Source organism: Rhodococcus sp. (in: high G+C Gram-positive bacteria) (assembly GCF_049286785.1).
In the GTDB taxonomy this organism is placed as follows: Bacteria; Actinomycetota; Actinomycetes; order Mycobacteriales; family Mycobacteriaceae; genus Rhodococcus_F.
In genome coordinates this window covers 1-5,479 of record NZ_JBAQEO010000611.1, presented here as the reverse complement: position 1 = coordinate 5,479, position 5,479 = coordinate 1, and the positions used below count along the sequence as shown (strand labels likewise).

Annotated in this window: 4 protein-coding genes; 2 read left to right on the top strand and 2 right to left on the bottom strand. The window is 67.0% G+C overall.

Translation table 11 applies throughout. The features are described 5' to 3' along the window. Window positions 1-84: 84 nt before the first annotated feature. Window positions 85-2,616: an ABC transporter permease gene (locus tag WAW17_RS22335; RefSeq protein ID WP_422335096.1), complete on the bottom strand. Its 2,532-nt coding sequence runs from the start codon at window positions 2,614-2,616 to the stop codon at window positions 85-87. Window positions 2,617-2,620: 4 nt separating this feature from the next. Beyond that, a complete protein-coding gene (locus WAW17_RS22330) occupies window positions 2,621-3,427 on the bottom strand; it encodes an ABC transporter ATP-binding protein (protein WP_422335095.1) in 807 nt (268 codons plus the stop codon). A 264-nt stretch (window positions 3,428-3,691) separates the two neighbouring features. On the opposite strand from WAW17_RS22330, the gene WAW17_RS22325 reads away from it, so the two are divergent. Both WAW17_RS22325 and WAW17_RS22320 read left to right on the top strand, forming a co-directional pair. Continuing rightward, window positions 3,692-5,257, top strand: a complete 1,566-nt coding sequence (locus WAW17_RS22325) for a long-chain-fatty-acid--CoA ligase (protein ID WP_422335094.1) — start codon at window positions 3,692-3,694, stop codon at window positions 5,255-5,257. Window positions 5,258-5,296: 39 nt separating this feature from the next. Then, window positions 5,297-5,479, top strand: a 183-nt coding sequence (locus WAW17_RS22320; protein ID WP_422335093.1) for a YchJ family protein, incomplete at its 3' end; no start/stop codon positions are given.

Below are 5,479 nucleotides of genomic sequence, written 5' to 3'. Positions count from 1 at the left end.
CCACACGAGGTGGCTGACATGAGCGCCATCACAACTCTTGGCCCCAAGTCTTACCAAACCGGTGACCACACCCCATTACCCGGGTCAGAGATCGGCGATGGCCTCGAGCGGCTTGGTGCGCGCTGCCCGGTTCGCAGGCCACAGCGCCGCGAGGACACCGACGACACCGGATCCGACGAGCATCCCGATCACCTGCCCCCACGGCACCGTCATCCGCCCGAGCCCCTGGTCCCTCAAGGTGCTCACGAAACCCCAGCCGAAGGCGAGCCCGAGAAGCACTCCGACTGCAGCCCCGAACACCGCGATGAGCAGGGACTCCAAGTAGATCGTGCGGCGCATCTGGGACCGCAGCATGCCGACCGCACGGAGCATCCCGATCTCGCGGCGCCGTTCCACAACCGACAACGCCAGTGTGTTGATGATGCCGAGGATCGCGATGATGACGGCCAGTGCCAGCAGGCCGTAGAGGATCGCCAACAGGGTGTCGATCTGCTGGCCCTGGGTGCCCTTGAACTGCTCCCGGTCCTGGACCTGGACGACAACGAACTGCTTGGTCGCGGCTTCGAGGTCGGTTCGCAGTTGCGTCAGGTCGGCACCGGGTTTCGCATCGATCAGCACGGTGAGATCGGGAATGGTCGCCGCGGGCATCACCTGCCGGTACACCTCGTCGGACACCACCCAGTTCCCGATGAGCTGGTTGTCCTCGTAGATGCCGGTGACTTCCGCGTCCACAACCTTTCCGTCGGCGCTCTTCATCGGCACGGTCTTCCCCAGAGTCCAGCCCTTCTCCGCGGCCGCCGTCCGGGAGACGAACAGATGATTACCGGACAGATCGGTACTGCCCTCGACGAGCGTGTAGTCGAGTACGCCCTCGACCGGACCGTCGAGCGAGGCACCCTGTTCCTTCTCGTCGTCGACCGTGACCGACACCGGGTGGAGCGCGGTGGCACCCTGTACGGCGTCGAGTTTCCGGACGGCACGGGCGGCCCCGGACGGCACCCCGATCTGATTCGGTCCGGTGAGGATGTAGTCGGCCGACACACCCACATCCACCAGTTCGTTGACACTGGCCTTGGCGGAGGCGCCGAACACCCCGATCACCGATACCAGCATCAGACCCAGTGTCAGCGCGAACGCGGTCGCGGCGGTGCGCCGCGGGTTCCGGACGGCGTTGGTGCGGGCGAGGCGGCCGACAGGTCCGAACGGCTTGGCCAGCACTGCACCCAGCGCACCGACCACGGGCCGGGACAGTGCCGGCGCGCCCAGCAACACCGCCAGGATCAGGGCGAGGGCACCGGCTCCGACGACGGCGGCAGCACCGCCACCCGTTCCCCGGGCGCCGATCACGAGCGCCACGACACCGAGAACGCCCAGGACCACTCCGGCGAAGGTGCGAACGCGCAGCGAATCTCCGGCGGAAGCGAACTCCTCACGCATCGCCGCGACCGGCGGCACCTTGGACGCGCGACGGGCGGGCGCGTACGCGCTGACCGTGGTCACCAGCACACCGACCACGAGGGCGATCAGTATCGTGCGCGGACCCACCTGCAGCGGCCCCTCGGGAAGGCCGACGTCGAATGTGTTGAGCAACCTGCGCAGGCCGTAGGCCAGCCCGACGCCGGCGGTGATACCCAGCGCACTGCCGATCACCCCGACCACGAGTGCTTCGAAGACCACCGACCGTCCCACCTGCTGACGGCTCGCGCCGATCGCGCGGAGCAACGCCAGTTCCCGCAGGCGCTGGGCGACGATCATGGAGAAGGTGTTGTAGATGATGAACGTGCCGACGAGCAGTGCGATCGCTCCGAAAGCGAGCAGGAAGTAGTTGATGAAGCTGAGCGCCTCCGATACCTGCGCCTTCGTCTCCTCCCGCACCTCGTCGCCGGTCTGTACCTTGACGTCGGGTAGAGCGGCGGTGATTCTGTCGCGCAGTTCCGACGGGGACAGCCCGGCGCCGGCAACATCGACGTACTCGACGTGCTTGCCGTCGGTGAACAGTTCCCGCGCCTGCGAGTCGACGAACGAAGCCCCGATGAATCCGCCGGTATCACCGCCCGTGTCGTAGATGCCCGACACGGTGACGTCGACGATCCCGCGAGCCGGCACCAGGATCTTGGCGGTGTCACCGACTGCGAGATTCGCCCGTTCTGCTGCACTGGCGTTGATGGCCACTTGCCCGACCGCCGCCGGCGGGTTGCCCTCGAGGTACTCGTCGGTTTCCCCGAGCGCCTGCCCCGGCGGCAGGTACGACTCACCGAGGCTAGGCGCACCGCCGGTCTGCACGGCTGCTCCGTCTGCGTCGATCAGGACGATCTGACCGCTGACCGCGGGGGCGACCGCCCGTACTCCGTCTACCGCGGTGATCGTGTCGAGGTCGGTGAGCGGTAACCCGCTCGAGCCGTCTTCCGCAGCGGACACGCGCACGTCGACGCCCTGCGCGGTGTTCTCGAAAATCGAGTCGAAGGTCTTCTGCAGGGTGTCGGTGAAAACGAAGGAACCGGCCACGAATGCAGTGCCGAGCACCACCGACAGCACGGTCAGTGCGAGCCGGACCTTGTGGGCGGCGAGATTGCGCAGCGACACCTTGCGCATCGGGCCGCCGGAGAGGGAAGCCATGTGATCAGACCACCGCTTCCGAAGACACCGCGCCGGACACCCGGGCATGCGCACCGACGAGTTCGGTGGCGGGCGCGTCGAGCTGCTTCATCCGATCGAGGACGGAATCGGCGGTGGGCTCGCGCAGCTCGTCGACGAAGTTGCCGTCGGCGAGGAAGACCACCCGGTCCGCGTACGCGGCCGCGCGCGGGTCGTGGGTCACGATGACGACGGTCTGGTGGAACTCGTCCACGGCGTCCCGCAGGATGGACAGCACCTCACCCGAAGAACGGGAGTCGAGATTGCCGGTCGGTTCGTCGCCGAAGATGATCTCCGGCTGTCCGGCCAGGGCCCGCGCGCACGCCACGCGCTGTTGCTGGCCACCGGACAGCTCGCCCGGGCGGTGGTCGAGACGATCCTTCAAGCCGAGTTTGGTGAGCACGTTCTCGAGCCACGCCGCATCCGGCTCACGTCCCGCGATGTCCAGCGGCAGCGTGATGTTCTCGAGCGCGGTGAGGGTCGGCACCAGATTGAATGCCTGGAACACGAACCCGATGCGGTCGCGGCGGAGCAGTGTCATCTCCTTGTCGGACAGTGTCGTGAGTTCGGTGTCACCGATCTGCACCGAACCGGAACTGGACGAGTCGAGGCCTGCGAGGCAGTGCATCAAAGTGGACTTACCGGATCCGGACGGTCCCATGATGGCGGTGAACTCACCGCGGGCGAAGTCCACCGAGACCGCGTTGAGCGCGCGGACCTGGGTGTCGCCGGTGCCGTAGATCTTCGACAGCTCGACTGCACGTGCAGCGACAGCGGGGGCATGCGTGCTCATGATCGCCTTTCGTCATTCCTCGTGAAGGAGCCGGCCGGGCCAGAGGTATCTGCTTCGGCACGGTTCCGCCTGTGTGCGTGTCGCACGACCTCCATCTTGTCGGCACCGCCCACCATCCGCCATCAGGGACCACCCTGATCTCCGCGTCGGGGTTCGCGCTGCGGCGCGGCCACGGAGCGAACTGCATGTGGGAAAACGTCCCTTGGGCGCGCACCGGACCACTAACCTGATGTGACTGATTTCATAAGCGGAAGGTGCGGGCGTATGCCGGATGTCGCCAGCCAGATCATCTTCGACCGCGTCGCACACTGGGCTCGGGTCCGGCCGGACGACATCGCGATGCAGTTCCAGGATGTGGACTACACGTGGTCCGACTGGCGCGACCGGATTCTGCGGATTGCCGGCGCACTCGCCGAGGCGGGCATCGAATCGGGCGACACCGTCGTCTTCGTCGACAAGAACCACCTCACCTGCCTCGAGGTGACGTATGCCGCCTCGCTTCTGGGAGCTGCCAACGCCGTACCCAACTGGCGTCTGGCCGGCGACGAACTCGACTACGTCATCAATGACAGCGGCGCGCGAATTCTGTTCGTGGGCCACGAATTCCTGCAGCAGATCATGGCGCTGCGAGACCGCCTCACCGGGATCGAGCTGATCATCTCCGTGGGCGGTGAACACGACGAGTTCGAGCCGTGGCTCGCGGACGGCGCACCCCTGCTGTCGCAGCCGCGCGACGCGGACGCCGACTCCACGGCATTGATTCTCTACAGTTCGGGAACCACGGGCCGGCCGAAAGGCGTGCAGCTGACCCACCGAAACCTGTTGGCCCACAGCGTCGACGTCCTCGAGATACTGCCGGCGGGCACCGACGACTGCCTGCTCGTCGCCATGCCGCTCTTCCACGTCGGCGGAAGTTGCTACGCCATCATGGGAGTCCACGCCGGTGCTCGATGTCACGTCACCCGTGAGGCCGATGCGCCGGCACTGTTCGCCGGACTTGCGGCGGGCGCGAACATTGCGTTTCTCGTCCCTCCGGTGATCGCTGGTGTGCTCGCCGCGGGAGAGAAGGCGGTCGCCGCGTTCAGCGCCCTCGACCGGATCACGTACGGCGCCGCCCCGATGCCACTTCCGTTGCTGCGCAGCGCGCTTGCCGCGTGGCCCGACACGGAGTTCGTCCAGGTCTACGGAATGACCGAGTGCAGCGGCGTCGTGACCGCCCTCATGCCCGAGGTCCACCGGGACCCGGCACAGGTGGAGAGAATGGCCTCTGCCGGACGGCCGATTCCCGGAGTGGAGATGCGGATCGTGGATCCCGTGACGCTCGAGGACGTCGTCCCCGGCGAGACCGGTGAACTGTGGTGGCGCTCCGCGCAACGCACCCCCGGGTATCTCGGCAAGCCGGAGGCGACGGCGGACGCGATCACCGAGGACGGCTGGTTACGCAGCGGGGACATCGGCCGCGCGGACGAGGGCGGCTTCGTGTTCATCGAGGACCGGCTCAAGGACATGATCATCACGGGCGGGGAGAACGTGTACTCCCCCGAGATCGAGCGAGTACTCGTGGAACACCCGGCGGTGGCGGAAGTGGCGGTGATCGGGGTGCCGGACGAACACTGGGGTGAGACGGTGAAGGCGGTCGTCGTTCCCGCGGAAGGCGCGCAGATCGATCCGGACGAGTTGATCCAGTACACCCGTGAGCGCCTCGCAAAGTTCAAGTGCCCGACAAGCGTCGACGTCGTCGGCCTCCTGCCCCGCAACCCCACCGGCAAGATCCTCAAACGCGATCTCCGCGCGCCGTACTGGGAGGAGCACAGTCGCAAGCTCGTGTGACGGACGGGCCGGCGCGAACGAGCACGCCATACTGGGACCGTGACAACGCGATGCCCCTGCCTGCTCGGTGAACCGTACGACGACTGCTGCGGCCGGTACCACCGCGGTGTCACGACGGCTCCCACGGCAGAGCGGCTTATGCGATCCCGCTTCAGCGCGTTCGCGGTACTCGACGCCGAGTACCTCCTCGCCACCTGGCATCCGAGCACGCGGCCCGCCTCA

What these genes read in the sequence shown, in the direction of transcription:
- WAW17_RS22325 (WP_422335094.1), top strand. Translation starts at nt 3,692, where the DNA reads ATGCCGGATGTCGCCAGCCAGATCATCTTCGACCGCGTCGCACACTGG.
- WAW17_RS22330 (WP_422335095.1), bottom strand. Translation starts at nt 3,427, where the DNA reads ATGAGCACGCATGCCCCCGCTGTCGCTGCACGTGCAGTCGAGCTGTCG.
- WAW17_RS22335 (WP_422335096.1), bottom strand. Translation starts at nt 2,616, where the DNA reads ATGGCTTCCCTCTCCGGCGGCCCGATGCGCAAGGTGTCGCTGCGCAAT.